The following is a 25,946-nucleotide window of genomic DNA, read 5'->3' on the forward strand; positions in this document are numbered from 1 at the left end:
TACGTCATGACCAAGCTGGCCCAGACGGTGGGTCTTACCGAATTTCAGAGCGAGATCGTCGCGACGGTACGCCAATTCGTGGAGAAGGAAGTCATTCCCAACGCGCCGGAACTCGAACGCACCGATAGCTATCCGCAGGACATTGTCGACCAGATGCGGGAGATGGGTCTGTTCGGTCTGATGATCCCGGCCGAGTACGGCGGGCTGGGCGAGTCGTTGCTGACCTATGCGCTGTGCGTCGAAGAGCTGGCGCGGGGCTGGATGAGCATCTCCGGGGTGCTCAATACGCACTTCATCGTGGCCTACATGTTGCGCCAGCACGGCACCGACGCGCAGAAGCAGCGGTTGCTGCCGCGGATGGCGACAGGGGAAGTGCGCGGGGCGTTTTCGATGTCCGAGCCGGAGTTGGGTTCCGACGTGGCGGCGATCCGCACCCGGGCGGACCGCAATGCCGACGGCACCTACACGATCAACGGCCAGAAGATGTGGCTGACCAACGGCGGCAGCTCGACGTTGGTGGCGGCGTTGGTGCGCACCGACGAAGGAGCCGACACGCCGCATCGCAACCTGACGGCGTTCCTCATCGAAAAGCCGGTCGGATTCGGCGAAGTCGCACCAGGTCTGGTGATACCCGGCAAGATCGACAAGTTGGGCTACAAGGGCATCGACACCACCGAGTTCATCTTCGACGGCTATGTGGCCAGCCCCGACGACATCCTCGGCGGCGTCCCCGGGCAGGGCTTTTACCAGATGATGGACGGCATCGAGGTCGGCCGGGTCAACGTGTCGGCGCGGGCGTGCGGGGTGGCTCTGCGGGCGTTCGAGCTTGCGGTGCGCTACGCGCAGCAGCGCCATACCTTCGGCAAGCCGATTGCCGAGCATCAGGCCATCGCGTTCCAAATCGCCGAGATGGCAACCAAAGTGGAAGCCGCGCACCTGATGATGGTCAACGCAGCCCGGCTCAAAGACTCCGGCGAGCGCAACGACGTCGCCGCGGGCATGGCGAAATACCTGGCCAGCGAATTCTGCTCGGAAGTCACCCAGCAGAGCTTCCGCATCCACGGCGGCTACGGATACTCCAAGGAATACGAGATCGAGCGGCTGATGCGCGACGCCCCGTTCCTACTCATCGGCGAGGGAACCAGCGAGATCCAAAAGCAAATCATCAGCAAACGACTGCTCGCCGAGTACCGACTGTGAACATCCCCGAGTTCGCCGCGCGGCCGCAGCTGTCGGAAGACGTTGCGCGCTATGTCCGCAAGCGGATTTTCGACGGCACTTACTCCGCCGGAGAGTACGTGCGGCTCGATCAATTGGCTGCGGAGCTGGGGATCAGCGTCACCCCGGTACGTGAGGCGCTGTTCGAGCTGCGCGCCGAGGGCCTACTGGCACAACAGCCCCGACGTGGGTTCGTGGTGTTGCCGGTGACCGGGCGCGATCTCGCCGACGTCGCCAACGTCCAGGCGCACGTCGGCGGTGAACTTGCCGCACGCGCAGCGGTCAACATCACCGAGGACCAGTTGCGCGAACTGAAGGAAATCCAGGCGCAGCTGGAGGACGCCTATGCCGGCGGCGACGACGAGCTCACCGTGCGTCTCAATCACGACTTTCACAGGGCCATCAACGTTGCCGCCGATTCGCCGAAGCTGGCGCAACTGATGTCCCAGATCACCCGTTACGCACCGGAATCGGTGTTTCCGACCATTCCCGGTTGGCCGGATCAGTCGATCAAAGACCACCGCCGGGTGTTGGCTGCGTTGGCGAAACATGACGCAGAGCTGGCCCGCAAAGCGATGTCGGAGCATCTCGCCGCCGGGGCTAAGCCATTGATCGAACACCTCGTCGAGCACGGGGTCGTCGACGAAACCAACAGCCCGAAGTCATGAGCGCCCTATGGCGTTGCCTCCTGGGTGGTGTCGTAGGTTGCCATGCCGACCTCCAACCATGCGTTCAGCAACTGTTGGTCTCCTGACGCGGCGACGACATCCTCGTCATCGAGCTGCTCCGCCGACGCACAGTGAACAGCGTCATAGCCGCGCAGCGAAAGACGGTGCGCCAGCTCAGCTGCCTGAATCACGACTTGCTCGTCCACTTCGATGATGTCCATCTCTGACCACATCTGGTCTAGACGTCGACGGGCCTGCCGGTGCTGATTTTCGGTCAGGCGTCGCATCCGTCGCGCCTGTGCCAATGCCGCGGCGGCTTCCACGTAAAGCAGCCTCGACGACACAACTACGTCGGCGTCATCCCAGAACCGCCGGCACGCGCCGCTGGTTGGCTCACCGATAAGCAAAGGTACGAACGCGGAGGTGTCCAGATAGCCGATCACCTACGCTGCTCGCCGATCAGGTCGCTGACCGTTCCGCCTGTTGACAAAGGGGCCGGAGCGGGTCGTTTGCGCTTTCGCGCGCGCTGGATACGCCCCTCCTCGCGCAGCTGCTCCAGCTTCGTGGGGCGTTGTACCGGCACGATGCGCGCGATCGGACGTCCGTGATCCGTCACAGTTACGATGCTGCCTTCGCGGACCTCCGCGAGGTGGCGGCTCAGCTGGTCGCGCAGCTCCCGAACACCGACTTCCATGCCCACCCCTTCACCAATGTGGCTATATTTAGCTCTTACATTATAGCCATAAGAACTGGTCCGATGTGGCGACTGGGATAGCGCAGCTGATCCGCTCGATCAAGCCTGCTCGGTGAGCATCTCCCGCAACCGTCCGACGTCGACTTTGCCGGTGGCGCCCCGCGGAACCGCATCATCCGAATCCACCAAAAGCCACACCGTCGGTACCTTGAACGAGCTGAGGAGTGTGCGCGCCGATGTGCGGAGCTGTTCGACGGTCCTGTCGGCGGTCACCACGACGGCGCCGACGCGAACACCTTGGGGGCCGGGCACATTGGTGACATAGGCGGCTTCGACTCCGTCGATCTCCCGCAGAGCGCGTTCGACCTCGCCGGGATAGACGGTGGCGCCGCTGACTTTGAACATGTCGTCGGACCTGCCGTGGTAGAACAGGAACCCGTCTTGGTCCAGACGGCCGAGGTCGCCGGTGGGGTAGAAGCCGTCGGCGGTGAACACATCCTCGCGGCTGCGCCGGCAGATGCCACGCAGCGTATGCGGTCCCCGAATCTCGATCGTTCCAACGGTTCCCGCTTGAACCGGCTCTCCGGTGTCGGTGTCGGTGATACGAACCTCCATCCCGGGGAAAGGCTTTCCGCAACTGCCCCAGGCGGATCGCGGCATATCGGTGTCGGCGGGATAGCCGCAGTAGGGGCCGAACGCCTCCGTCATGCCGAACAGCGTCGCCCGCGCTCCGGGTTCCGATCGTTGCTCGGGCGGCAGCAATGCCTCCAGGCTGCCTGGGCGCAGCGCCGACAGGTCAGCCGACCCCGCATGGCGCGCCAGCGTTTCGGCTTGGTCGGGCCAGCCACGAAACAGCGTCACCCGCTCACGCTCGAGCAGCCGCAGCGTGGTTTCCGGCCGGGGAATTTCCTCGGTCACCAGCGTGGCGCCGGCCAATAACGCGGAGAGCACACCGCCGCCGAAGCCGCCGACCCAGAAGAACGGCATCGGCAGATATAGCCGGGTATCCGCGTCGATGCAGCGGCTGGCCAGACCGGATTTCACGGCGCCCAGCGCGCTACCGTGCGAATGCACCACGCCTTTCGGCGGCCCGCTGCTGCCGGACGTGAACATGATGACCATTGGGTCGCTGGGTGTCACCGTCTCGGCCAGCGAGTCGACGACCCGCGCGGCACGCTCGGTCGCGGGGAGCGGCGCCAACTCGTCAGCGGTCCACACTTGCCGCAGCGCAGGGAGTTGGTCACGCTGAAGGCCGTCGAGATAGCGGTGCCCGCGGAATTCCTCGACGCTGACCAGAAATTGCACCGAGGCGACCCGGAGCTGCGCTGTCAACTCCCGCGACTGCAACAGCGTGCTCAACGGCACCAGTACCGCGCCGATGCGGGTCAACGCGATCGCGATCTGCACCCAGCGTGCACCGTTGGGCATGATCAGCCCGACCCGGGTGCCTTTCCCAACGCCGGCCTCGATGAACGTCGCGGCCAAATCACGCGTGCTCGCGTCGAGTTCGTTATAGCTGAGCCGGCTGGCAGGATCGATCACCATCGGTTTGGCGTCGTGCTCGGCGCGGACGCGTACCACCCGGTCGACGGTGTCAGTCATCGAACACCTTCTGCAACCGACGCAGATCGACCTTGCCACTGGCCAACAGGGGAATGTCGGCCGGCCGCACCGCCGCAAAGCGCTTGGGAATCTTATAGGTCGACAGTTCGGCGCGCAGTTTCTCACGAAGTGCCGCTTCGTCGAACGAGGTGCTATTGTCCACGGCTACCACCGCCGCAACCACCTGCCCGCGTTCCGGATCGGGAATGCCGAGCACATGCGCGACGGCGCCCCCGGTGACTTTGGTGATCGCCTTTTCCACCTCGGCCGGTGAGACGTTGGCGCCCGCCGCTTTGATCATCGAGTCGCGACGGCGGATGAAATACACGAACCCGTCCCGGTCGACGGCCACCAGGTCACCGGTGTGGAACCAGCCGTCGGCGTCGAAACATTCTTCACGACTGCGTTTGTAGTACCGCTGCATGAGATACGGTCCGCGGAGGCACAGTTCGCCGAGTTCACCCTCCTGTACCTCTCGGCCGAACTGGTCAATGACCTTCATATCGAAGCCGGGCGCGGGCTTACCGAACGATCCGCGCCGATTCTCGGGCTGGTCGCTTTCGTCGCCGCTGAGCAGCACGACGCTGCCGGCTTCGGTGAGCCCCAGCATGTTGTGCCGCAGCTCGGGGTCGGCCGGCCGCACCTCGGGGGCCATGATCGGATACAGGTTGCCGCGTCGCATCGACGACAGGTCGCGACCAGCGAAACTTGGATGCCGCGCCAGGTGAGCGACCCCGGCGACGAAACCGTTGGTGATCGTGGGTCTTTCAGCTTCGAGCAGGTCAAGCGTTGCGGCGGCGTCGGTCGCGTTGGAGCACACCAAGGTGCATCCGGCGACCAACGTGGCGAGCACCGCGAACCCGAAACCGCCGATCCAAAAGAACGGCGAATTGCAGAACAGCTTGTCGTCGGCGGTCAATCCGCGGATCTCGTTGAGATTCTTCTGGTGGCCGAGCAGCGCAGCGTGCGTGTGTACCACCCCTTTAGGCGCACTGGTGGTACCCGAGGTGTAGATGATCGCCAGCGGATCTGATCTGTCGACGTCGTCTTCCCGCGCCGTCAGCAGCCGATCGTCGGCCAACCCGCACACATCGTCGGTAGCGAAGAGCACACGGCGCAGCTGCGGCACCCGGGGGCTGAATAACCGGTCAGCAGAGTCGAACTCGACATCCGAGAGCACCTCCGCCAGCCGTCGCCGGTAGTCGTGCGAGCGGTACGACGGGGCCGCGAGGAGGATCTCGACGTCGCTGTCGACCAATTGCTCGCGTAACTCCGACGCAGTGACGAACGTGGAGAACGGGACGACGACCGCACCGATCCGCGCCGCCGCCAGCATCGCCACTAGGAACGCAACGCCGTTGGGGTACAGCAGCCCCACATGAGTCCCCTTGCCGGCGCCGAGAGCGACGAGCGTACGAGCCAGCAGCGCCGAGCGCCGTTCGGCCTCGCCGTAGCTGATGCGCTCGGCGTCGCAGACCAGCAGCGGATGCTCTCCGCGCGCGCTCGCCTGGCGCCGTAGGACTTGGCTTACGGTGGGCGAGTCAGCCCGCACGAGCCGACTCGTTGAAGTAGGCGCGCACCGCAGCGAGGTCCGGCTTGCCCGAGGGCGTTCGCGGAATTTCGTCGACGATCGCGATGTCGGTGGGGATCTCGTAACGGGCCAACCGCGCCCGAAGATAGTCGGCCAACGCGGCAGCGTCCGCGGAGCCTGGCTCGCGTAGCTCCACCATCGCGACCGGCGTCTCCCCGAGGCGGTCGTCGCGCCGCCCGACCACCGCTGCGCCCGCCACTGCCGGGTGGCTCTCCAGGGCCAGCCGCACGTCGTCGGGCATCACCTTGAAACCGCCACGGATGATTGCCTGGTCGGAGCGCCCGACGATCCACAGAAAGCCGTCGGCGTCGATGCGTGCCATGTCGGTGGTGCGCATCCACTCCGCCGACGGTCCCAGCTGCCCGGGTTTGACTTCGAGCAGCCCGACTTCGCCGGGGCCGAGCGGTGTGCCGTCGTCGCCGACCACACGCAATTGCGCGCCGAGGCTGGCGCGTCCCACGCTGCCCCGCTTGGCCGTCCAGTACTTTTGGTAATCGGCCAACGTCCAGCCGGCGACTCCGCCCCCGAATTCCGTTGCAGCATAAGAGGTCAACACGGGAATACCGAATTTGTCATAAAACGCATCCGCGTCATCAGCCGACAGCGGGGCAGTGCCCGACGTCACCGCTCGGATGCTCTGCAGATCCTCGCGCGTCAAGTCGGAGTGCAACACCATGCGCAGGGCTGCCGGCACCAGCGACACCGCCCGCGGCTTGTGCCTGCGCACGGCGTCGGCCCACCGCTCGAGCTCGAACCGCTCCAAAAGCACGAACGGCCTTGCCTCCGTCACGCATTGCAGTACCCGGAACACTCCGCCGATATGTACCAGCGGCGAGTTGACGATTGCCACGCCGCGGCGCAGCTCCGTGGGTGCCGGCGTCCGGTTGCCCTCGGGGCCCATCACGCTGTGGGCCAGCATGTCGTAGGTGAGGTCAATTCGTTTGGGCGGTCCGGTGGTTCCGCTGGTCAACATCCGCACGGCGACCCCGGGCCGTCGGGTGCCCTCTGCGGCGCCAGACCTCACTACCGCCAGCTCACCGATCGGTTCCGCCGAACGGGCGAGATCACTGGGCTCGCCGATGATCAATGGGAGAGCGAGCTGTTCGATGTCGGCCTTAGTGCGGGCGTCGCCGCGCGACGGGTTGATGGTGACGACGGTCGCGCCGCTCAGCAGTGCGCCCAGCAGCGCGGCGACATGAGCCGGCTTGTTGCGCAGCAGGATGCCGATCTGTCCGGTTCCGGCGAGCGAACGGAACGCGGCTGCCGTCTCGTCGAGCTCGCGCCACGACAACCATTGGCCCTCATACTCGATGGCCGGCGCGTCGGGTTGCAGAGCGAGAACGTCGGCGATGCGCCGACTGAGCCGATGCATCACCGGATCCTCGGCTGCACCGCGGCGCGGCCTTGCGCGGCGAGTTCGGCGGTGCCGATCGGGTTACCGAGTCGCGTGTAGATGAGGTTCTGTTCCATAGCCGCGCGATAGGGCTTGTCGAGCGATTCCCAGACGGCCTTGACCGTGCCCTGGGTCGCCGACGGTGGTTTGGCCGCAATGGTCGCGGCGATCTCGTGTGCGCGGGCCCAGAGTTGCTCGGGGGAGACCACTTCGGAGACCAATCCGATCCGCAGCGCGGTGTCCGCCCCGACGCGTTCGTCGTTGCCCATCAGCGCCATTCGCAGCGTTTCGCCCAGGCCGATGCGGCGCATCAAACCGATGGGCTCCAGCGCGCAGACCAGACCCGCCGATACGTGCGAGTCGAAAAACGTGGCGTCCGTGGAGCAGATCACCACGTCGGACTCGTTGACGAAGTAAAACGCGCCGGCCGTGCACATGCCTTGCACGGCGCACACCACGGGTTTCCACATCTTCTGCCACTTGGGGCTGAGCAGTTCGCCGGGATCCTCGTGGTTCCAGATGTTGTCCGGCTGGCTATACGGCGTCTTGATGTCGAGTCCGGCGCTGAATGCGCGGTCACCCGCCGCGCGCAGCACCACCGCGTTAACCGCGTCTTCGGCCTTGACGGCGCGCCATGCGTCGGCCATCTCCTCGCACATCGTGCGGTTGAATGCGTTGAGTTGCTCGGGCCGGTTGAGCGTGATCGTGGCGACCCGGTCGTCGGGATCAACGTCAAGCAGGATGGTTTCGAAGCTCATCGGCACTGCCATTCCGGTGCCCGCTTTTCGACGAAGGCTTTGGGACCTTCGAGCGAATCCTCGGTGTGCAGGTTGCGTTCGCGGAAGGATTCGGCGAGCATCTCGGCTTCGTGCAGTGGCAGATCCAGGCCTTTGAGGATCGCCAAGCGGGTGCCGCGCACGGCCAGCGGTGCGTTGGAGTTCACGATGTCGGCGATCTCGTGGGCGCGTTCCAATAACCGGTCATGCTCGACGATTTCGCTGATCATTCCCAGCTCGTAGGCCCGCTGAGCGCTCATCCGCTCGTGCTTGCCCATCAGCGCCATCCGCAGCGCGATCGAGCGCGGCAACACTCGCGCCACCCTGACCACCTCGCGCCCCGCCACCAGCCCGATGCTGACGTGCGGGTCGAAGAACGTCGCCTTGTCGGATGCGATGACGATGTCTCCGGTGGTGACCCAGTCGAGCCCGGCGCCGCAACATATTCCGTTGATGGCGGCCAGCACCGGCTTTGCCATCGCGCGAAACGGCGGTGTGCCCTCCTGCGGCGCCTCCCACTGTTCGTAGGTCGACAGATACGGCCGTTCGTTGATCACCTTTCCGTCACCGGGTATGGCTTTGACGTCCGCGCCGGTGCAGAACGCCCGTCCGGTGCCGGTCACGATGAGAAGCCAGATGTTGTCGTCGTTTTCGGCCTCGTGGTAGGCGGCGCGCAACTCGGTGATCATGTGCGGGCTGAGCGCGTTGAGGGCGTCCGGGCGGTTCAAGGTGATCGTGGCCTTGTGCCCGTCGACCTCATACTTGATGGTGTCGAACGACATGGTCTTCCCTTCGTCAGCGCCCACGAAAATCGGGCTCCCGGCGTTCCCGAAACGCGGCCAGGCCTTCTTTGAAATCACCGGTGCGACAGGACAGCTCGAGGTTGAAAAGTTCCTGCGTCATCGACTGGCTCAGCGTCGCGTGCTGACCGTAGTGGATGGCCTGCTTGGCCAGCCCGATCGCCACCGTGGGCCCGGATGCCAACCGCGCCACCAACTCTTCGGCTGTTGCGTCGAGGTCCGCCGGGCTGACGGCGCGGTAAATCAAGCCCCAGTCGGCGGCGTCCTCGGCGCCGACTTGCTCACCGAGCAGCAGCATCTGCTTGGCTCGGGTCAACCCGACCAACCGCGGCAGCAGCCAGCTGGAGCCCGAATCCAGGCTGAAGCCACGGGCCAAAAACGGCTCCCAGAACAGCGCATCCGACGCGGCCACCGTGAAGTCGGCGGCCAACGCCAGATTGCAGCCCAGGCCGACGGCCCATCCCCGCACGGCGCATACCACCGGCAGCTGGATGCTGTGGAGGAGTTCGATAACCCGGTGGGCGGCGTGGGGGATACGACGGACCAGATCGCCGGTGCGTGGTCGTTGGCCGGCTTCGTTGGTGGCGACCCAATCAGCCCCTGCGCAGAAGTGGTCGCCCGCGCCGCGAATGAGGATGGCGCGCAACGAGTCGTCGGTCGCAGCGTCGGTCAGCGAGTGGACGAACGCGTTGATCATCGAATGGCTCAAAGCGTTGCGCCGCGACGGCCGGTCGAGCGTGAGCCGCAAGACCGGCCCGTCCCGACGCACCGTGAGCGAGCCGTCATCGGCCGTGGGATGGAGCTCTTGACTCACCGTTGAATCCGCCCTTCCCCGCCGCTACGGTTAGCCCTACAGTAGGCAATACGATTGCTGCCCTGTATAACTTAGCAAGGAAAGCCGCTCGGCGGAACATCCGCGTCGGGAAAGAGGACACAATGGCGCAGGCCAGCGGGCCCGGAAGCGCCCGGTTCGGCGAACAACCGCTGCCCCAGACCGTCGCCGCTGCCGGCGCCATCCGGCGCCTGAGCTCGTTGCTGCTGGCGCTGGAACATCCGCATCCCGCGGTGGACGCGATGCTCGTGCAATGCACCGAATGGGAACGTGAGTTGGCCGCCGCGGTACCGCCGGACAGCACACCCCGGATCGGTGACGACGACGACGGCAGTCGGCGGGTATATCTCGACCACGCCACCGACATCGGCGCGTTCAACCCGTGCTTTCCCGAATATCGGTTCGATCACCTCGACGGCCGGACCGCGTCGGGCCGGGTCACCTTCCCGCTGGTGTACGAAGGCCCGCCGGGCCTGGTACACGGCGGGTTTCTGGGTGTCTTCTTCGACTGTGTCATCCAGCACCAGAACTGCGTCAGCGGGCTGTCCGGCAAGACACGTTCGCTCAACGTCACGTTCCGGCGGCCGACACCGATACTCACCGAACTACGCTTCGACATCACCCGCTCCGAGGTCGAGCGGGGCATCACGTCAACGGCGCGGCTAGCGCTCGACGACGAGGTGCTGTGCACCGGCGAGGTCAACACGCTGGCGATGCCGCCAGAGAGATTGACCGGATACGGGTTCGGCATGCGACGAGCCGAGAAGTCCTGACATGGCGCACATTCGCCAACCACGTGTCGCCGAAATCGTGGCGTCGCGATTGCGCGACGACATCCTGTCCGGACGGCTCAAGGAAGGCGACGTGCTGCCGTCCCAGGAGAGCATGTTCGGCGAATTCGGGGTGAGCCCCCCGGCGCTCCGCGAGGCGATCCACATTTTGGAGGCGGACGGGCTGATCTCGGTGCGCCGCGGCAACGTCGGCGGCGCGGTGGTGCATCAGCCGACGGCCGAACGCACGGCACAGATGATCAGCATGGTTTTGCAGGCGCGGGCCGCGACACCCGCCGACGTCAGCGAAGCGCTGCTGCATCTGGAACCGATCTGCGCCGGCATGTGCGCTGCCCGCGAAGACCGGATGACCGAAGTGGTGCCCTATCTGCAGGCTGAAATCGACACGCAGGAAGAACAATTCGACGATATCGAGCGCTACGTGCCCAATGCCCGGCGGTTCCATGAGGCGCTGGTCTCCCGATGCGGCAACGAACCGATGATCCTGCTGATCGGCTCGCTGGAACTGATCTGGTCCGCGCACGAGTCGTCGGTGTGGAGCGACGACGGCATCCACGCGCCGATGGCAGGCAAAACCAGGCGCGCCGCATTACGTGACCATCAGCGTCTGCTCGACGCCATCCGCGACGGCAGTGCGGCGCGAGCGGTCCGGCTGGCACAAGACCACCTGGCCGCCGCGCGTCGCAACACTCTTGCCTTCGGCACCGACAAAACCATTGAGGCCAATCGGATGTCGAATGGCGGGCGCAGAAAGGAGTCGCTCAGATGACAGCCGCAGACGACCGCGTCCTCTTCGAGGTCGATCCCGCAAAGCGAATCGCCACGATCACGTTGAACAATCCCCAGCAACGCAACTCCTATGACGCCACAATGCGCGACGCCATTGCGCGCTACCTGGATCGGGTTGCCGACGACGACGACCTCACCGTGGTGCTCTTGCGCGGAGCCGACGGCGTTTTCAGCACCGGTGCCGACATGAACAACGCATACGGCTGGTACGGCGAGCGCGGCAAGCCGGATGCCAAAAGCCGTCCCAGTCAGCGCCGCCGGCTGGCGGTGGATCGCAAATCGTTTGGCTTTTACCACAACCTGATGGGTTTTCCGAAGGTCACCGTCGGGGAGATCAGCGGCTACGCACTCGGCGGGGGCTTCGAGATAGCGCTGATGACCGACATTTCGGTGATCGCGCGCGACACGAAAATCGGTATGCCCGCCACCCGCTTTCTGGGTCCGGCGCTGGGCAGCCTGCATATGTTCTTCCACCGGCTGGGGCCGGTGCTGGCACGGCGGTTACTTTTGACCGGCGACATCATCGAGGCCGGCACCGTCGAACATCTCGGAATCTTCACCGACACGTGCGATCGCGGCATGGTCACCAAGCGGGCACGGTATTGGGCGGAGAAGGCCGCGAAAATGCCCGCCGATGGCGTGGTTATCGCCAAGGAGGCGTTCCGGCTCGTCGAGCAGAGTCAGGCGTACCAGGGGGAGGAGGTGGCCAGCTACCTGTTCCACGCATTCGGAACGAACTTGCAATTCGCGCCTGGGGAATTCAACTTCGTCAAGACCCGCGCGCAGCACGGAACCAAAGAAGCATTCCGGTTACGCGACGAACACTTCGACGTCCCGGAGCCCGACGCGCCGTAGACGCCGAGCGCCGAACGTGTAATCAGGGCGAGAAAATGGCCGAAATTTCACCCTCAGTGCACGTTGGGTGCGTGCGTCAGCGTGCCGACTTAGTTCGTCTCGGCTTAGCTGGTTTGCGTTGCCGGGCAGCTGGTTTCGATCTCTGTTCGATCAACCGGCTGGCGTGGTCGAGGATGCACTCCAGCCCGTATTCGAAGTTGTTGTCGTCGGGAGCGCCGATGTGGTAGCCCTTTGCCGTCATCTTGGCAAGCAGCGGCGTGGTTTCGGCGTCGATGACCATGGCGTCCTCGATGGTGCGCCCGCCATTCTCGGTCGCCTGGTTCTTCTGGTGCAGCCGATGCAGGACCACCGATCCGCGAACATGCACCGACACCGCGGAGTAGGTGTCGAACGCCTCCTCCGGCGACAAGCCCGCTTCGACCAGACCCGCGATCGCCTTCTCGATTTCCTGAACTCCCAGTCTCGCTGCTTTGGGACTCAGCGCGGACCGAATCAAAATCAGGTCGCACAGGATCGGGTTGCCCAGGAATGTCTTCCGCATCGAGCGGGCGTGATTGCGCAACGTTTCGCGCCAGTCGCTGGCTTCGACGTACGGTGTGGCGAACACGTACTTGCTCAGCGCGCGGTCGGTCATCGCGTTGAGCAGGTCGTCCTTTTTCCGGAAGTACCAGTAGATGCTGGTGACTCCCACGCCGAGGTGCTTGCCGAGCAGCGGCATGCTCAGGTTGTCGATCGACACCTGCTCGGCGAGCTCGAACGCACCGCTGATGATGTCGTCGGGATTGATGGATCCGCGTTCGCGTCGCTGACGCTTTTCGGCGGTCGCTTGCTTGGCCACGAGGGGCACCTCCATCGACTTCAATGCTGTGCGGGCCGGTGAATCGAATCTACCGGCAGTTTGCTCACCGAACTGCGCCGTTGCAGCCGTGTCGCCGCTACCATCAACTACTGTAATACCTATCGTAGGGGTTTTGATAAGCAGATGGATCTAGGACTGGCGAACGCCGCCGCGGCTGTCGTCGGTGGCGGACGCGGCATGGGTCTGGCCACGGCGCGGTGTCTGGCTGACGACGGTGCTCGGGTAGCGATTATCGCGCGCTCGCGAACCGACCTCGACCGGGCGGCAGCGGACTTGGCCAGTCGGGGCAGCCCCGACGCGTTCGGGCTAGTGGCCGACATCACCGACGCCGGCGAGGTGGACAAGGCGTTCGCCGAGTTGGGCGACCGGTGGGACGGCGAACTCAACATCCTGATCAACGCGGTCGGTCCGACGGTGCGGGGCGACTTCGAATCGCTCACCGACGACCAATGGCGCCAAGCCGTCGACGAGGGCGCGATGGGAATGGTGCACTGCGTCCGCTCGGCGCTTCCCCTGCTGCGCAAGGCGGCCTGGGCGCGCATTGTCAACTTCTCCGCGCATTCCACGCAGCGGCAAAGCGTCGTGCTGCCCGCCTACACGGCCGCCAAGGCGATGCTGACGAGCATTTCCAAGAACCTGTCGTTGCTGCTCGCCAAGGACGAAATTTTGGTCAACGTGGTCTCGCCGGGCAGCATCGCATCCGAGTCACTGGTCGGCTGGGCCAAGTCGGTCGGTGTCGACGGCGACAACCCGTATCGGTTGATGGACGCCATCGCCAAGCACTTCGGGCATCCGGCGCACCTGCCCCGCGCCGGGCTGCCCGACGAAATCGGTCCCGTCGTCGCGTTTTTGGCGTCGCGACGCAACTCCTACATGACCGGGGCGAACATCAACGTCGACGGCGGCTCGGACTTCACGTAAGGAGGCGACATGGCGACGGCAGCTGAGGCACGCGTGTGGGCGCGTAGCGCGTTGCGGGGAATCGGCGACTCGTTGTACACGCCGTTTTGTGGGGCCGACGGCGACGACATCGACTGGGACGCGTATCGGACGCTGGTGCGTTACTGCGTCGGCGACCTCGGTCATCCAATGTTGTGGTGCACCAGCGGTATCGCCGAGTTCTGGTCGCTGACGCTCGACGAGCGTAAGCAGTTGCTGGAGGTGGCGATCGAGGAGGGCCGCGCCGCCAACCCCGACGTCGTCATACAGGCGTGCACGGCGGCCATGTCGGCCAAGGACTGCCTGGATTTGACGCTGCATGCCCAACAGGCCGGCGCCGACATCGCCTACATCCAGACGCCGATGATGGAAACGCACGGCGGCGAGGGTGTGCTGCGCTTCTTCAAATACATTGGCAGCCATACGGATATCGCGCTAGGAATGTTCAATTCGCCGTCGTCGGGCTACGTGCTGACCCCGGCCGAAAGCGCGCGCATCTATGACGAGGTTCCCGCTGTCTGCGCCACCAAGGAGGGCGCATTCCGGCCGGCCGCCAGTCGTCTGCTGCACGAACTGGCGCCTGGCCTCGTGCTCTGGGAATGCGACAAAACGGTCTACCGGGCCGGGTGGCTGCGCGACGGCATCGTCTGCCCGGCGCAGCTGGGCACCGCCGGTTACCTGTTTGAAACCCCGCAGCGACGGCTGCTCTCCGGGTACTGGGACCTGATCGTCAACGACAAACTCGTCGAGGCGATGGACTACGGACGGGAATCGGGTCTGGACCAGTTCGACATGGACCTCGGATCGTGGTTCATCTGCTATCCGGGGCGGCCCGACTATTTCACCCACTGGGGTGGTGCGTTCAAGTACGCCGCGTCGCTGATGGGCCTGCCGATCGGGGACTACCCGCATTCCCGGCCGCCGCAAGCCAAGCTGCCGCCGGAAGCCAAGGTTCAGATCGAAAACGCCTACCGGCGGCTGGGACTGGTCGGGGCGTAAGCCGACTCAATCCTGGTCGGCGATCAGCCGTTCGAGAAGTTCGACGATGTGCTGCTGGCCGGCGGCCGCCGTGTCGAGCTTGCCGTGGATTACATCGACATGCCCCCGCAGGTCGGTGATGTCTTCGCGTACGGCGTTGAAGCTGGCGGTGGTGGCGCGCCGGAAGTCACGCAGCTCGTCGCGAAATTCGGTGACATCGCGGTCGGCCGCGCCGGCGAGGACACGCGCCGCAGCGGCGTCCTGTTCGCTTGCCCGAACCCGCTCGCTGAGTTGGTGCACCTGCGACTCCAACTTGGTCACGCGAGCTTCCAGGTTGTCGGGCGGCATGCTCGTGAGCTTACCGAGTTTGCGTCGCGCTGCCATGCACTCGGCCACCGCAATCAAATCCGACTGCTGACCAGCAACTGACGGCGCATCCGGCGCCCGCCGTCACTTGCGAGGCCCCGCTATCGAAAGGTATACAGTATGAGTAATTATTTTCGTCGGACAGCCGCCAGGAGCGTCATGTGAGCACACCTGATCATGACGCGGTGCTCTACGAGAAGACACCGACCGGTGTCGCCGTCCTGACTCTCAACCGCCCGGACCGGCTCAACACCTGGGGCGGCGACATTGCCACCGCCTTCTACGCCGGCATGGACCGCGCCGAGGCCGACCCGGAGGTCCGAGTGATCGTGGTGACCGGTCGGGGCAAGGCATTTTGCGCCGGCGCCAACCTGGGGTCGACGGCAACGGTGGGGGAGTCGCTGGGCAACGGTGAGCAACGTGATCTGTCGGAGCTGGTCGGCGACCGGCAACCGTACTACCTGACCACGCTGAGCAAGCCGGTGATTGCCGCTGTCAACGGCGCCTGCGTTGGTATCGGGCTCACCCAGGCACTGATGTGCGACGTCCGATTCGCCGCTGCCGGAGCCAAATTCGCCGCATCGTTCGCACGCCGCGGCCTGATCGCCGAGTACGGCATCTCGTGGATACTCCCGCGGCTCACCGGCTGGGCCGTCGCTCTTGACCTGTTGCTGAGCGGCCGGACCTTTCTGGCCGAGGAGGCCGCCGAGCTGGGTCTGGTCAAGGAAGTCGTGGCCCCGGAAAATCTGCTGCGGCGCACGATGGACTACGCCGAAGACATCGCCCGCAACTGCTCGCCGGCATCGATGGCCGTCATCAAACGGCAGGCCTACGGTGATGCCATGCGCGACGTCGCCGAGGTCAGCGCCCGGGCCGAAATCCTTCTGCAGGAATCGCTGCAACGCCCGGATGTCATCGAAGGAATCACAAGCTTCTTGGAAAAACGGAGCCCCAATTTTCCCGGGCTGAAAGGATCATCATGACGAACTTGGGCTATCAGGCAATCGACGTCGACAACCATTACTACGAGCCGCTGGACGCGTTCACCCGTCACCTGGACAAGAAGTTCAAGCGGCGCGGCGTGCAGATGCTGAGCGACGGCAAGCGCACCTGGGCGGTGATCGGGAACCGCGTCAACCACTTCATCCCCAACCCCACCTTCGACCCGATCATCGTGCCGGGCTGTCTGGACTTGTTGTTCCGCGGCGAAATTCCCGAAGGCGTCGACCCGGCGTCGCTGATGAAGGTCGAGCGGCTGGCGGATCACCCCGAGTACCAGAACCGCGACGCCCGCATCCGCGTGATGGACACCCAGGGCATCGAAACCGTGTTCATGCTGCCGACATTCGCGTGCGGCGTCGAGGAGGCGCTCAAGCACGACATCGAGGCGACGATGGCATCGGTGCACGCGTTCAATCTGTGGCTCGACGAGGACTGGGGCTTCGACCGGCCCGACCACCGAATCGTTGCGGCGCCGATCATCTCACTCGCCGATCCGGCCAAGGCGCTCGACGAGGTCGAGTTCGTGTTGTCACGCGGCGCCAAACTGGTGCTGGTCCGGCCGGCGCCCGTGCCCGGAGAAATCAAGCCGCGATCGCTGGGCGACCGCAGCCACGACCCAGTCTGGGCCCGGCTGGCTGAGGCGGGCGTTCCGGTGGGATTCCATTTGAGCGACAGCGGTTATCTGCACATCGCGGCGATGTGGGGCGGCAAGTCGACATTCGAGGGGTTCGGCGAGAAGGATCCGTTAGACACCGTGCTTCTCGACGACCGCGCGATCCACGACACGATGGCCTCGATGATCGTGCACGGTGTGTTCACCCGGCATCCCAAGCTGCGGGTGGTCAGCATCGAAAACGGTTCGTACTTCGTGTACCGACTGATCAAGCGACTGAAGAAGGCGGCCAACAACTATCCGCGGCACTTCCCCGAGGATCCGGTGGAGCAGCTGAAGAACAATGTGTGGATCGCGCCGTATTACGAGGACGATTTACCGGCGCTGGCCGAGACCATCGGTGTCGACAAGATCCTCTTCGGGTCGGACTGGCCCCACGGCGAAGGCCTGGAGAACCCGGTGGCGTTCACCGAGGAACTCGCCGGCTTCAGTGAAACCGATATCCGAAAGATCATGCGCGACAACTCATTGGATCTGCTGGGCGCCAAGGTGGGATCGGCGGCCTAAGCGGTGCCCGAGTGGACCATAGGCGCGGTGCTCGACGCCATCGCCGACGCCATTCCCGAGCGGACGATGACGGTGTGCGGCCACCGCCGCAGCACTTTCGCGGAATCCGCGGACCGAACCCGTCGGCTGGCAAACTTCCTCGCAGGCAACGGGTTCGGGACGCATCGTGAGCGGGACAGCCTCGAGCGCTGGGAGTGCGGCCAGGATCGGGTAGCACTGGTCATGCACAACGATCTGTACCCCGACATGGTGGTCGGGTGCCTGAAGGCACGCACTGTTCCGGTGAACGTCAACTACAACTACACGCCGCGTGAAGTCCTCGAACTGTTCGACTACATCCGACCGAGGGCAGTCATCTACCACCGGTCATTGGGCACGAAGTTCGCCGAGGTGTTCGGTGATACCGACCTGTTGGTGTCCGTCGACGACGGCAGCGCGGCGCCCGAGTTGCCCGGCGCTGTCGAACTGAATGACGCACTGGCGCAAGGTGATACCGACCAGTCTGTGACACCGTCGCCGGACGACGTGCTGATGATTTGCACCGGAGGCACCACGGGTCGCCCCAAGGGCGTCCTGTGGCGCCAATCCGATATCTACGTGTCCTCGATGGTCGGCGCCGACCATGAGTCAACGGTCGACATCCAGGACAAGGTACGGGGACCGGCCGGGGCGCCGTGGTTTGCGGTGTCTCCGCTGATGCACGCGGCCGGGATGTGGACGGCGTTCTCGGCGATCATGCATGGCATCCCGGTCGTGCTGTACGACACCAGCAAGAAGCTCGACCCGCGGCTGGTGTGGCAGACCGCCGAACGGGAGAAGGTCGGCATGATGACGATGGTCGGCGACGCCTACGCCGCGCCGCTGGTCGAGGAACTTCAACGGGGCAGCTACGACCTGTCGTCGCTGTCTGCGATCGGCACCGGCGGCGCCGCGACCAACCCCAAATACCAACGGGCGCTGCTGGAATCACTGCCGCAGATCACGCTGATCAACGGCTACGGCTCGTCGGAAACCGGAAACATGGGCTTCGGCCACAGCCGGCACGACGCGCGAACCGACACCTTCACACTCCGCGACGGCGGGCTGATCCTGTCCGAGGACTGCACACGGTTCCTGGGGCCGGGTGACCCGGAGGTCGGCTGGGTGGCCCGGGCGGGCCGCATTCCGCTCGGCTACTTCAACGACCCGGACGCCACTCGCCGGACCTTTCCGGTGGTCGACGGCCGGCGAGTGGTGATCTCCGGGGATCGGGCCCGCTTTGAGGCCGACGGCACGCTGCGGTTGTTCGGCCGTGATTCGTTGGTGGTCAATACCGGCGGCGAGAAGGTGTTCGTCGAAGAGGTCGAAGAAGTTCTGCGGGCGCACCCGGCCGTCGCCGACGCATTGGTGGTGGGCCGGCCGAGCGAGCGCTGGGGCGAAGAGCTCGTCGCGCTCGTCGCAGTGCGGAATGGCGCCGGCCCCGAGCGTGACACGCTGCACGCCCATTGCACGACGCAGCTGGCGCGGTTCAAGGCGCCCAAGGAGTTCATCTTCGTCGAGCAGGTTCGCCGCTTGGGCAACGGCAAACCCGATTACCGGTGGGCGAAAAGGCAAGTGACAGAAAAGGCGCCGATGTCGACATGAAAGCGATCGATTGTCTGGTCAACGTGCATTTCGGCGAAAGCGAGAAGCAGCCCAGCTGGATGCTCAAGGTCCGCGACGACTACTTCAAGGGCCCGAAGTCGATGTTCGAGCCGGTCGACTTGGCCGAGCTGCTCGACGAGATGGACGAACAAGGCGTGCAGAAGGCGATCCTGATGGACTCGCTGGCCAAGCCGTCGGTGACCGCGCGTAAGTTCGTCGAGGCGAAGCCGGAACGCTTCGCCTTGGCGATGGGCGGCATGAACCTACTGCGGCCGATGCCGTCGCTGAAGGAACTCAGCGCGATCGTCAACGACCTCCCGGTCGCATATGCGGCTGTCGGGCCGAGCTTTTGGGGTGACGGCCAGTACCCACCCAGCGACGCCGTCTACTACCCGCTCTACACGAAATGCGCCGAGCTGGAGCTGCCGCTGTGCATCAACACCGGACTGCCCGGCCCTCCCATTCCGGGAGAGGTACAGAACCCCATCCACCTCGACCGGATCTGCGTGCGGTTCCCCGAACTCAAGCTGTGCATGATCCACGGCGCGGATCCCTGGTGGGACATCGCAATCCGGCTTCTGATCAAGTATGCCAACTTGCGCCTGATGACGTCGGCATGGTCGCCCAAACGACTGCCGGAGAGCCTTCTGCACTACATGCGGACCCGCGGACCCAACAAGGTGATCTTCGCCTCGGACTGGCCGGTGCTGAAAATGCGCCGCGTCGTGCCGGAAGCGTGCGCGCTCGATCTCCCGGCCGAGGTGCTGGAGAATTATCTGTACCACAACGCAGCGGAATTCTTCTTCGGACAGGAGCAGTGATCATGGACCGCTTCGAGCTGCGCAGGCTGGACTACAGCCTGTCCGAAGACCACGAGGCGCTGCAAGCCGCATACCGTGATTTCTTCAGGTCGTACTGCCCGATCGAAACCGTCCGTGCCGCCGAGCCTTCCGGCTTCGACAAGAACCTGTGGGAGCGGTTGTGCGCCATGGGCGCGACGACGATGGCGCTGCCGGAATCCGTCGGCGGTGACGGGGCGACGCTGGTGGACCTGACGCTGGTGGCCGAGGAGATCGGCAGATCGCTGGCGCCGGTCCCATGGATCGACCATGTCTGTGCCGCAAGGCTTCTCGTCCGGCTGGAAACCGTGGACCCGGACATCGTCAACGGCACGCAGCTGGCGGCGCTGGACCCGCAAGTCGACAGCACCGCGGGACCCAGGTTGATCCCGACCGGGTCGATCGCCGACCAGGTGATCCTGCGTGACGGCCAGGACATCGTGCGCCTGACGTTCGCGACCCGGCCCGCGAAGGTCGACAACATCGGTCGGCTGCCGATCGCCTGGGTCGATCCGGCCGCTGCGGACACCCGAACTGTGCTGGCCACCGGTGCCGATGCGCTGGCGAAGTACCGTCGCGCGCTTGACGAGTGGCGACTCTTGACCGCCGCGGCGTTGACCGGCCTGGTCGAAGAGACGATGAACATCGCCGCCGAATTCGCCAAATCCCGTTACACGCTGGGTGTTCCGATCTCGACCCTGCAGGCGATCTCCCATCCGCTGGCCAACATGGCGATCACCGTGCAGGGGGGACGCAACCTCGCTCGCCGCGCCGCGTGGTTTTTGGACAACGAACCCGACGAGCGACCCGAGTTGGCGCCGTCGGCGTTCGTGTTCATGGCCGAGGAGGCGGCCAAGGCCGCGACCATGGCGGTACACATCCAGGGCGGCCTGGGAGTTTCGGCCGAAGCCGCCGCAACGGCGTATCTGGTCCGGGCCAGGGGATGGCCGCTGGCCGGTGGGGATCCGGGCGCTAGCGCACGTCAGGTCGCCGAAATCGTTGCGGCGCGGGAAAGCTAGGAGCACAGCGGTGGATTTCTCACGGGTTCAGCTGTCCGACGAAGACAAGGCCTTCCTCGAGGAAGTACGCACGTTTCTGGCCACTCATGTCACCGATGACGTCAAGCGGCGCGATCGCGAGACCGGCGACAACTTCGACGAAGGCGTGCACCTGGCGCTGGGGGAGGCCGGCTACCTGGAAGCGGAATGGAAGCCGGCGTCCGAGGGCGGTTTTTCCCGGGTGCGACGGCGGATTTGGGAATTGGAGAAGCGCCGCGCACACGTGCCGTGGGTGACGTGGGGGACCACCGCGATGGTGGCGCGGTCGGTGGCGAAGTTCGGCTCGAAGAAGTTGCAGGACGAGGTGCTGCCCGGTGTCTTCAGCGGGCACGTCCGGCTCTGCCTGGGCTACACCGAACCCGAGGGCGGCTCGGATGTGGCCACCTGCAAGACCCGCGCGGTGCGCGACGGCGACGGCTGGATCATTAACGGCTCCAAGATGTTCACCACCGGCGCGCACAACTGCCAATACGTTTTCCTGATCACCAACACCGACCCGGACGCGCCGAAGCACCAGAGCCTGACCATGTTTCTGGTGCCGCTGAATTCGCCCGGCATCGAAATCCAGGGCATCCGCACCATCGACGGCGATCGCACCAACATCGTGTACTACAGCGATGTCCGCGTCGACGACAAATACCGGCTCGGCGAGGTCAACCAGGGCTGGACGGTGCTGCGCGAACCGCTCAACGTCGAACACGGCGCCGTCGCGGCAGCTCCCGACGGGCTGCAGGACGTGTCGATCATGATGCACCAGGCCGGGTTCATGGCCGAGGCGGTCGACAAGGCGGCGGCGCGGGTGGGCCGACGCCTGATCGACGACGGCTCGGTGGCATTCCGATTGGGCCGCAGCGTCGCCCGGATGGAAGCCGCGCTGTCCACCCCGGGCATCTTCGGCCGCGTCGCGATCGCCCAAACGATGCGCGACATCTCGCCGGACCTCATGGACATCCAAGGAGCAGCCGCGGCCCTGCCGTTCGGCACTGACGGCGCCACCGACGACGGCGCGTCCGAATACGTCTACCGGTTTGCTCCGCTGGTCGGCATCTACGGCGGCACCCTGGAGGTGTTCCGCAACATGATCGCCCAGTACGTCCTTGGCCTCGGCAAGCCGGCCTACGCCAAGCCCCAGTAGCGCGAGCACGCTCGCGGCGTCGAGACCGGCCCGCCCCCGCCTGTCACGAAAAATGGCTCGCGAGTGTGAATCTGCTGCGACTCTCGTCGGCGTGTCGTCGCAACAGCTTCACGCTCGGCGTGGCTAGGTGGTGAAGTTTTAGTGGAGTTCGAGTTTTCGTTAGGCCAGCGAGCCGAGCCCGGTCACGTGTGACGCGACCGGGCTCGCTCGCGATCCCGCCGTTAACGAACTACGGCACGAACGGCATCATGTGGTCGGGCATGAAGAGCATTTCGTGACCAGTAGGTGCGACGAACGACTCGCCGCCACTTGGGGCGACGTTGACGCTCGGGTCAAAGCTGGTGGTCACGATGGTCGTGCCGCCAGCAGTCTCCACCGCGTGACTGAAGATGGTGTAGTCCGTCGCGGTGCCCGTAACTCCGGCTGTGCTTCCGGGGTTTTGCGCGGAGGCCGAGTCGAAGCTGCCGAACACAACGTATGCGCCCGGCGATACGGCCTCGTTGTTTGGTGGGCCAACGCTTGTGACCGGCCCCGTGTTGAGGGCCGTCGCCGAGCTGTAGTTAGCGTCTGCAATGGAAGCCGTACCGTTGTTGCCGTTGACCGTATCGAAGACGACCGGCTGGGTGGCAGCACCGGCTGCGCCAGCTCGGCTTCCACTCCACCACCGTGTTCGCCGAGCAGCTTGCGACCCTCGATCTAACCGCGGCGCACGCGGGCATCCTGCGGGCTATCGCGGCAGAATCGGGCCGCAGTCAGCATGACCTCAGTGCTTATCTGGGCGTGGTGCCTGCTCGGTTGGTTGGTTACCTGGACGAGCTCGAGGAGCGCGGATACCTCGAGCGTCGCCGCAACTGCGCTGATCGCCGGCGCAACGCGCTGTACATCACCGCCGAGGGAAAGAAACTGTTGCGTAGGGTTGTTGGGCTGGCCCGTCAGCATGACGACCAGCTCGGCGCCGCGCTCGGCCCGGAAAACACCTGTGTATTGCTGGATCTGCTCACGACGGTGGCCAGGCACCAGGGCCTTACGCCGTATGTCCACCCTGGTTATGGCGCTCTGGACCGGTGGATGGCTCAGTCGCGCCCGTGACCCCGACGGGCCGCGGTTTTCGGCCCGCAGGCCAAACATCTCCTATACAGCTCGATTAATTGGAATGATGTCAATTAATTTTTGGCCGGTGCGTACCTGCAATTGTGGTATTCGGCATAAACCGCCGATGGAGCCGCAGTAGCGTTTGCAAAGGACCTTGCTCTTAGAGAGGTTCGGCGTCGGGTGCAAGCGCGTAGCAGCTGGTCGGGGTGGCCGTTGGTGGGCCGCGATGATGAAGTTCGCCAAGCGTTGGCGGCACTTGAAAACGATAGTGAATTTCAGGGTGTCGTGTTGGTGGGCGACACCGGGACAGGCAAATCGGCACTGGCTCATACGCTCGCGGAGGCCGTCGAGCGGCGCAAAAACACGGTGCGGTTTGTGCTGGGCACCGAAACCAGCAAGGCGGTGCCATTAGGTGCGTTCTACTGGCTGATGACGCTTGATGCGGTACGCGAACCTGCCGTGATGCTCGCTGCTGCGCAAAGAACCCTGGAGCAGGAAAAGGATCTTATTGTCGTCGTCGACGACGCCCACTTGCTCGATCCGTTGTCGGCGACGTTGGTGTATCACCTTGCAGCGCTTGGTGATACCCGACTCATCGTGACAATCTGCTCCGGCAACCCCGTGCCCGATGCGGTGACGGCACTCTGGAAAGAGCGAGTGTTGCTTCGCCTGCACCTCGAAGGGTTGACCTGGCAACAGACGGAAGAGCTTGCTCGCGCCGTGCTCGACGACGCGGTCGACGCTCGGCTTGTCGACGAATTGCATCGCCAGACGGCGGGAAATCCGCTGATGCTACGCAGCCTGCTGAGCGAGGCCCGCGAGGCTGGTGTGCTGGTGCGGTCGAAACACGGCTGGCAGCTGCGAGGTGCGCTGCATGCGGACCGCGACCTTTCCGATCTTCTGGAGGTCCGCCTGCAATCCCTGGCTGCCGAGGAACTCGAGGCAATAGAGGTGCTGGCTGCGGCGGAGGCCCTGAGCTGGGAAACCTTGCGTGGGATTTGCGATGCCGACGCGGTGGCACGTCTGGAACGCGGCGGAATGATCCACGCGGTCGACGACGAATCACACACCGTGGTTCGGTTGGCAAACCCGCTGCTCGGTGAAGTGGCCCTCAAGCGCGGTGGACTCGTGCGTGCGCGGCAGCTCAACGGCATGTTGGCACAACATCTTCGGAAGAAGATGCAGGACAAAGAGCAGCAGTCAAGATCGCCTGACGTGCGCACCCGGATACGGGTGGCCCAGTACATGATGCGAAGCGATCTGGCGCCAGACCTCGACCTGATCGTCGAGGCCGCGGCGAGTGCGGTGGCCATGTCGAACGTGGCCCTTGGCGAGGAGCTGGCTCGATTCGCCTTCGACCATGGTGGTGGGCTGCCGGCAGCCATCGTGCTGGGCGAGACCCTGAGATGGCAGGGGCGGGCCGACGAGGCCGAAGCGGTGCTCGCCGACGCTGCCCCCTCCGATGACGCCGCTGGGTGGTTGACCGTCCAGTGGGGTTGTCTGCGGGCCGCGAATCTCTTTTTCGGTTGCGGGCAGGTTGAGCAGGCACGGCTATTACTTGGTCGGATGAAGGATCGCGTTGACACCCGGGAGATGACCGATCTGGTCACGGCCATGGAGGCGGCGTTTGCCTGCTTTTCCGGTGATATCCCCACGGCGATCGAGCTCGGGTTGCCGCTGTGCGCATCTGATCAGCAACCGTTGACGATGACGTGGGCGGTTATCTCGACCGCCTGGGCATTGGCGCTCGCTGGCCGGGTCGACGAGGTTCACCGGATAGCGAATGCCGGCGGCGCTGAGGTGCTCGGCCAAATGGGACCGCACCGCTTCGTGATCGCGATGGCCGAGGTCATGGCGGCGACGGTCGCCGGTGATTTTCCAGCGGCCGACCGGGTTTGGGAGCGCTACGGTCCCACGGCCACGCTGGGTCCTGAGGCAGGCGCCTTCGTGCACGCGATACTCGGATTCGTGCACCTTGGTCGCGGTGCACTGCCATCGGCATGTGCTGCGTTTCGCGACTCTCTCTCGGCGATGCCTCAAGGTTTTCGCATTGGGGTGATGGCGGTGGCGGCCTGGGACGCGCAGGCTGAAGGCGCGCGAGGGGATAGTGCGGCTGCCGCCGCCGCCCTGCGCACTGCGGAGGAGGCATACGGACCTCAGGTCGCGGTGTTCTTACCGAAACTCGAGCTTGCCCGCGCGTGGGCGCGGGCCTCAGTCGGCGAGACGACGGCCGCCCGGACGCATGCGATGCGTGCCGCGCAGGTCGCCCAACGATCCGGGATGTACGCCATCGAGATGCGCGCACTGCACACCGCTGTCCGCTTCGGTGATCGATCGTGCGCCGCGCGGCTCGAGGAACTTGCCACGATGCTGAACACTCGCCTAGCCAAAGTGATCGCTACCCATGCTCGCGCCCTTTCCAGGCACGACGGTGATCTGCTCGACCTCGCGGCCGCCGGGTTCGCCGATCTGGGCGCAAAGGCGCTTGCCGCCGACGCTGCTGCCCAGGCAGCCGACGAACACACCCGCAAAGGCGACCATGGCAAGCAAGTGGCGTCGTCCACCCGGGCATACGGGCTGGCCAGCCAGTGCGGGCTCCATACACCGGCAGTCGAGGTTGCGGCTCACCCGGTCCCGCTCACCGACCGCGAGCACGAGATCGCGATGCTGGTCGTGGCCGGTCTGTCCAACCACCAAATCGCCGAACGGCTCGTTGTCTCGACGCGGACGGTGGAGGGACACCTCTACCGCATATTCGCCAAGCTTGGCATCAACAACCGCAATCAGCTCATCCACCTGATGAGCCTGGAGCGGTCGGGACGCTAAAGCCGGCCGGGGGTTGAAAACTCTTGCTAGAACTAACGCG

At 64.9% G+C, this 25,946-nt stretch carries 26 protein-coding genes; 15 read left to right on the forward strand and 11 right to left on the reverse strand.

Annotated elements, in window-relative coordinates; translation table 11 throughout:
• Nucleotides 1-6: 6 nt before the first annotated feature.
• Together G6N47_RS15735 and G6N47_RS15740 are read left to right on the forward strand one after the other, a co-directional pair.
• Nucleotides 7-1,200 carry an acyl-CoA dehydrogenase family protein gene (locus G6N47_RS15735; protein ID WP_083133692.1) on the forward strand — a complete coding sequence of 398 codons (1,194 nt, stop codon included), beginning with the start codon at nucleotides 7-9 and terminating at the stop codon, nucleotides 1,198-1,200.
• Nucleotides 1,197-1,886 (forward strand): GntR family transcriptional regulator, encoded by a 690-nt coding sequence (locus G6N47_RS15740; RefSeq protein WP_083133691.1) that lies wholly within the window; start codon nucleotides 1,197-1,199, stop codon nucleotides 1,884-1,886. Before G6N47_RS15735 ends, G6N47_RS15740 begins: the two co-directional genes overlap by 4 nt.
• 5 nt (nucleotides 1,887-1,891) lie before the next feature.
• Here G6N47_RS15740 and G6N47_RS15745 read toward each other — a convergent pair whose 3' ends face one another.
• From G6N47_RS15745 to G6N47_RS15780, 8 genes are all read right to left on the reverse strand, one after another.
• Nucleotides 1,892-2,329 (reverse strand): type II toxin-antitoxin system VapC family toxin, encoded by a 438-nt coding sequence (locus G6N47_RS15745; RefSeq protein WP_083133690.1) that lies wholly within the window; start codon nucleotides 2,327-2,329, stop codon nucleotides 1,892-1,894.
• Entirely contained in the window at nucleotides 2,326-2,580 is a 255-nt protein-coding gene (locus tag G6N47_RS15750) for a type II toxin-antitoxin system Phd/YefM family antitoxin (protein WP_083133689.1), read from the reverse strand. The genes G6N47_RS15745 and G6N47_RS15750 overlap by 4 nt, the downstream gene beginning before the upstream one ends.
• Before the next feature lie 99 nt (nucleotides 2,581-2,679).
• On the reverse strand, nucleotides 2,680-4,182 hold the full coding sequence (locus G6N47_RS15755) for a class I adenylate-forming enzyme family protein (RefSeq protein ID WP_083133688.1): 1,503 nt from the start codon (nucleotides 4,180-4,182) through the stop codon (nucleotides 2,680-2,682).
• Nucleotides 4,175-5,734, reverse strand: a complete 1,560-nt coding sequence (locus G6N47_RS15760) for a class I adenylate-forming enzyme family protein (protein WP_083133687.1) — start codon at nucleotides 5,732-5,734, stop codon at nucleotides 4,175-4,177. The genes G6N47_RS15755 and G6N47_RS15760 overlap by 8 nt, the downstream gene beginning before the upstream one ends.
• A complete protein-coding gene (locus G6N47_RS15765) occupies nucleotides 5,724-7,145 on the reverse strand; it encodes a class I adenylate-forming enzyme family protein (RefSeq protein ID WP_083133711.1) in 1,422 nt (473 codons plus the stop codon). The genes G6N47_RS15760 and G6N47_RS15765 overlap by 11 nt, the downstream gene beginning before the upstream one ends.
• Nucleotides 7,145-7,924: an enoyl-CoA hydratase/isomerase family protein gene (locus G6N47_RS15770; protein WP_083133710.1), complete on the reverse strand. Its 780-nt coding sequence runs from the start codon at nucleotides 7,922-7,924 to the stop codon at nucleotides 7,145-7,147. Before G6N47_RS15770 ends, G6N47_RS15765 begins: the two co-directional genes overlap by 1 nt.
• Nucleotides 7,921-8,724 (reverse strand): enoyl-CoA hydratase/isomerase family protein, encoded by an 804-nt coding sequence (locus G6N47_RS15775; RefSeq protein ID WP_083133709.1) that lies wholly within the window; start codon nucleotides 8,722-8,724, stop codon nucleotides 7,921-7,923. Before G6N47_RS15775 ends, G6N47_RS15770 begins: the two co-directional genes overlap by 4 nt.
• 13 nt (nucleotides 8,725-8,737) lie before the next feature.
• Complete coding sequence (locus tag G6N47_RS15780) at nucleotides 8,738-9,556, reverse strand: enoyl-CoA hydratase/isomerase family protein (RefSeq protein WP_083133686.1); 819 nt, start codon at nucleotides 9,554-9,556, stop codon at nucleotides 8,738-8,740.
• A gap of 122 nt (nucleotides 9,557-9,678) precedes the next feature.
• Here G6N47_RS15780 and G6N47_RS15785 point away from each other — a divergent pair, with 122 nt between their 5' ends.
• From G6N47_RS15785 to G6N47_RS15795, 3 genes are read left to right on the forward strand one after another with little or no spacing between them, the layout of a single operon-like run.
• Nucleotides 9,679-10,347, forward strand: a complete 669-nt coding sequence (locus tag G6N47_RS15785; RefSeq protein WP_083133685.1) for a hotdog family protein — start codon at nucleotides 9,679-9,681, stop codon at nucleotides 10,345-10,347.
• A 1-nt stretch (nucleotide 10,348) separates the two neighbouring features.
• Nucleotides 10,349-11,134: a FadR/GntR family transcriptional regulator gene (locus tag G6N47_RS15790; RefSeq protein WP_083133684.1), complete on the forward strand. Its 786-nt coding sequence runs from the start codon at nucleotides 10,349-10,351 to the stop codon at nucleotides 11,132-11,134.
• Nucleotides 11,131-12,009, forward strand: a complete 879-nt coding sequence (locus tag G6N47_RS15795) for an enoyl-CoA hydratase/isomerase family protein (RefSeq protein WP_083133683.1) — start codon at nucleotides 11,131-11,133, stop codon at nucleotides 12,007-12,009. The genes G6N47_RS15790 and G6N47_RS15795 overlap by 4 nt, the downstream gene beginning before the upstream one ends.
• Nucleotides 12,010-12,085: 76 nt before the next feature.
• On the opposite strand, the gene G6N47_RS15800 is transcribed toward G6N47_RS15795, so the two are convergent.
• Nucleotides 12,086-12,862 (reverse strand): TetR/AcrR family transcriptional regulator, encoded by a 777-nt coding sequence (locus G6N47_RS15800; protein ID WP_083133682.1) that lies wholly within the window; start codon nucleotides 12,860-12,862, stop codon nucleotides 12,086-12,088.
• Between the two features lie 129 nt (nucleotides 12,863-12,991).
• Between G6N47_RS15800 and G6N47_RS15805 the strand changes: the two genes are divergently transcribed.
• A complete protein-coding gene (locus tag G6N47_RS15805; protein ID WP_083133681.1) occupies nucleotides 12,992-13,789 on the forward strand; it encodes an SDR family NAD(P)-dependent oxidoreductase in 798 nt (265 codons plus the stop codon).
• 9 nt (nucleotides 13,790-13,798) lie between these two features.
• Nucleotides 13,799-14,806, forward strand: a complete 1,008-nt coding sequence (locus G6N47_RS15810; protein ID WP_083133680.1) for a dihydrodipicolinate synthase family protein — start codon at nucleotides 13,799-13,801, stop codon at nucleotides 14,804-14,806.
• 6 nt (nucleotides 14,807-14,812) lie between these two features.
• Here G6N47_RS15810 and G6N47_RS15815 read toward each other — a convergent pair whose 3' ends face one another.
• Entirely contained in the window at nucleotides 14,813-15,133 is a 321-nt protein-coding gene (locus G6N47_RS15815; protein ID WP_083133708.1) for a hypothetical protein, read from the reverse strand.
• 179 nt (nucleotides 15,134-15,312) lie between these two features.
• Here G6N47_RS15815 and G6N47_RS15820 point away from each other — a divergent pair, with 179 nt between their 5' ends.
• The 6 genes from G6N47_RS15820 to G6N47_RS15845 are packed head-to-tail and all read left to right on the forward strand — an operon-like array spanning nucleotide 15,313 to nucleotide 21,988.
• A complete protein-coding gene (locus G6N47_RS15820; RefSeq protein ID WP_083133679.1) occupies nucleotides 15,313-16,134 on the forward strand; it encodes an enoyl-CoA hydratase in 822 nt (273 codons plus the stop codon).
• On the forward strand, nucleotides 16,131-17,333 hold the full coding sequence (locus G6N47_RS15825; protein ID WP_083133678.1) for an amidohydrolase family protein: 1,203 nt from the start codon (nucleotides 16,131-16,133) through the stop codon (nucleotides 17,331-17,333). The genes G6N47_RS15820 and G6N47_RS15825 overlap by 4 nt, the downstream gene beginning before the upstream one ends.
• Before the next feature lie 3 nt (nucleotides 17,334-17,336).
• Nucleotides 17,337-18,956: an acyl-CoA synthetase gene (locus G6N47_RS15830; protein ID WP_083133677.1), complete on the forward strand. Its 1,620-nt coding sequence runs from the start codon at nucleotides 17,337-17,339 to the stop codon at nucleotides 18,954-18,956.
• Nucleotides 18,953-19,777: an amidohydrolase family protein gene (locus G6N47_RS15835; protein WP_083133676.1), complete on the forward strand. Its 825-nt coding sequence runs from the start codon at nucleotides 18,953-18,955 to the stop codon at nucleotides 19,775-19,777. The genes G6N47_RS15830 and G6N47_RS15835 overlap by 4 nt, the downstream gene beginning before the upstream one ends.
• Nucleotides 19,778-19,779: 2 nt before the next feature.
• Nucleotides 19,780-20,814 carry an acyl-CoA dehydrogenase family protein gene (locus tag G6N47_RS15840; RefSeq protein ID WP_083133675.1) on the forward strand — a complete coding sequence of 345 codons (1,035 nt, stop codon included), beginning with the start codon at nucleotides 19,780-19,782 and terminating at the stop codon, nucleotides 20,812-20,814.
• 10 nt (nucleotides 20,815-20,824) lie between these two features.
• A complete protein-coding gene (locus G6N47_RS15845; RefSeq protein WP_083133674.1) occupies nucleotides 20,825-21,988 on the forward strand; it encodes an acyl-CoA dehydrogenase family protein in 1,164 nt (387 codons plus the stop codon).
• A 229-nt stretch (nucleotides 21,989-22,217) separates the two neighbouring features.
• Here G6N47_RS15845 and G6N47_RS15850 read toward each other — a convergent pair whose 3' ends face one another.
• Nucleotides 22,218-22,460, reverse strand: a complete 243-nt coding sequence (locus G6N47_RS15850; protein ID WP_083133673.1) for a hypothetical protein — start codon at nucleotides 22,458-22,460, stop codon at nucleotides 22,218-22,220.
• Nucleotides 22,461-22,654: 194 nt separating this feature from the next.
• Here G6N47_RS15850 and G6N47_RS15855 point away from each other — a divergent pair, with 194 nt between their 5' ends.
• Complete coding sequence (locus G6N47_RS15855; protein WP_232080220.1) at nucleotides 22,655-23,077, forward strand: MarR family winged helix-turn-helix transcriptional regulator; 423 nt, start codon at nucleotides 22,655-22,657, stop codon at nucleotides 23,075-23,077.
• Between the two features lie 219 nt (nucleotides 23,078-23,296).
• Nucleotides 23,297-25,906, forward strand: coding sequence for a helix-turn-helix transcriptional regulator (locus tag G6N47_RS15860; RefSeq protein WP_083133707.1), 2,610 nt, complete (start codon nucleotides 23,297-23,299; stop codon nucleotides 25,904-25,906).
• Nucleotides 25,907-25,946 lie beyond the last annotated feature (40 nt).

Source organism: Mycobacterium branderi, assembly GCF_010728725.1.
In the GTDB taxonomy this organism is placed as follows: domain Bacteria; phylum Actinomycetota; class Actinomycetes; order Mycobacteriales; family Mycobacteriaceae; genus Mycobacterium; species Mycobacterium branderi.

Coding starts and splice junctions, on each gene's coding strand:
- G6N47_RS15735 (WP_083133692.1), top strand. CDS start 7: ATGACCAAGCTGGCCCAGACGGTGGGTCTTACCGAATTTCAGAGCGAG.
- G6N47_RS15750 (WP_083133689.1), bottom strand. CDS start 2,580: ATGGAAGTCGGTGTTCGGGAGCTGCGCGACCAGCTGAGCCGCCACCTC.
- G6N47_RS15755 (WP_083133688.1), bottom strand. CDS start 4,182: ATGACTGACACCGTCGACCGGGTGGTACGCGTCCGCGCCGAGCACGAC.
- G6N47_RS15765 (WP_083133711.1), bottom strand. CDS start 7,145: ATGCATCGGCTCAGTCGGCGCATCGCCGACGTTCTCGCTCTGCAACCC.
- G6N47_RS15770 (WP_083133710.1), bottom strand. CDS start 7,924: ATGAGCTTCGAAACCATCCTGCTTGACGTTGATCCCGACGACCGGGTC.
- G6N47_RS15775 (WP_083133709.1), bottom strand. CDS start 8,724: ATGTCGTTCGACACCATCAAGTATGAGGTCGACGGGCACAAGGCCACG.
- G6N47_RS15785 (WP_083133685.1), top strand. CDS start 9,679: ATGGCGCAGGCCAGCGGGCCCGGAAGCGCCCGGTTCGGCGAACAACCG.
- G6N47_RS15790 (WP_083133684.1), top strand. CDS start 10,349: ATGGCGCACATTCGCCAACCACGTGTCGCCGAAATCGTGGCGTCGCGA.
- G6N47_RS15795 (WP_083133683.1), top strand. CDS start 11,131: ATGACAGCCGCAGACGACCGCGTCCTCTTCGAGGTCGATCCCGCAAAG.
- G6N47_RS15800 (WP_083133682.1), bottom strand. CDS start 12,862: ATGGAGGTGCCCCTCGTGGCCAAGCAAGCGACCGCCGAAAAGCGTCAG.
- G6N47_RS15805 (WP_083133681.1), top strand. CDS start 12,992: ATGGATCTAGGACTGGCGAACGCCGCCGCGGCTGTCGTCGGTGGCGGA.
- G6N47_RS15810 (WP_083133680.1), top strand. CDS start 13,799: ATGGCGACGGCAGCTGAGGCACGCGTGTGGGCGCGTAGCGCGTTGCGG.
- G6N47_RS15815 (WP_083133708.1), bottom strand. CDS start 15,133: ATGCCGCCCGACAACCTGGAAGCTCGCGTGACCAAGTTGGAGTCGCAG.
- G6N47_RS15825 (WP_083133678.1), top strand. CDS start 16,131: ATGACGAACTTGGGCTATCAGGCAATCGACGTCGACAACCATTACTAC.
- G6N47_RS15835 (WP_083133676.1), top strand. CDS start 18,953: ATGAAAGCGATCGATTGTCTGGTCAACGTGCATTTCGGCGAAAGCGAG.
- G6N47_RS15840 (WP_083133675.1), top strand. CDS start 19,780: ATGGACCGCTTCGAGCTGCGCAGGCTGGACTACAGCCTGTCCGAAGAC.